1 protein-coding gene and 1 pseudogene are annotated in these 596 nt (G+C 60.4%); one reads left to right on the top strand and one right to left on the bottom strand.

The genetic code is table 11. The annotated features are described in order from the left end of the window. Nucleotides 1-246 (bottom strand): glycosyltransferase family 9 protein (locus NW837_RS14765; protein WP_414332327.1); only part of this gene is annotated, 246 nt, incomplete at its 3' end. Between the two features lie 164 nt (nucleotides 247-410). Between NW837_RS14765 and NW837_RS14760 the strand changes: the two are divergent. Continuing rightward, a pseudogene (locus NW837_RS14760) lies at nucleotides 411-596 on the top strand (hypothetical protein); the annotation flags it as partial.

Raw genomic sequence — 596 nt, 5'->3', positions numbered from 1 at the left:
GCTGAGATCCCCCAACGACAGCTGTTCTTTGAACGGAAAAGTCAGCACCCGACTCACCGAAGGACAAACCTCGTAGGCAGCCGCCGCCCGCGGCTCCACAACCACCTCCAGCTCCGCCTCAGGAAAGCGCTGCCGCAAACTGGCCAGGGCGGGGAAAAACAAAATCTGGTCACCAATCCCGCCCGGCACCAAAGCCAGAATCCGAGGTGCCAAAGGGGCTTTAGCTGCTGGAGAAACCGCCTGCATAAAGCATCCTGTAGAAAGCTGTATCCAGCCTAGGGGATCCCCGCTTACTCTATCTCAGATTGGGTGGATAGATTCAGGGCCAGCTCGACCCGCGGAAGACAAACCCCAGAACCCTTCTGGCCCAGAGCGTTGTGTACACAGGCTCTCATCCGCGATGATGGGCTGTGGCCGCCACCTTCTCCAAAGGCAGCACCATGACGGAGGAGCCGATTCCGCTGCTGGATTTGACGGGGCAGTACCGCGCTTTGGCCGGGCTTTTGCAGCCGCAGGTGGAGGCTCTGCTGGCCTCTGGCCAGTACATCGGCGGGGCGGCGGTGCAGCGCTTTGAGGAGCAGTTTGCCCAGTTTTTG

Origin of the sequence: Synechococcus sp. R6-10, from assembly GCF_047461815.1 — a bacterium.
Classification (GTDB): domain Bacteria; phylum Cyanobacteriota; class Cyanobacteriia; order Thermostichales; family Thermostichaceae; genus Thermostichus.
Note: the sequence above shows the minus strand (reverse complement) of the source record. Positions and strands in the feature narration are given on the sequence as shown.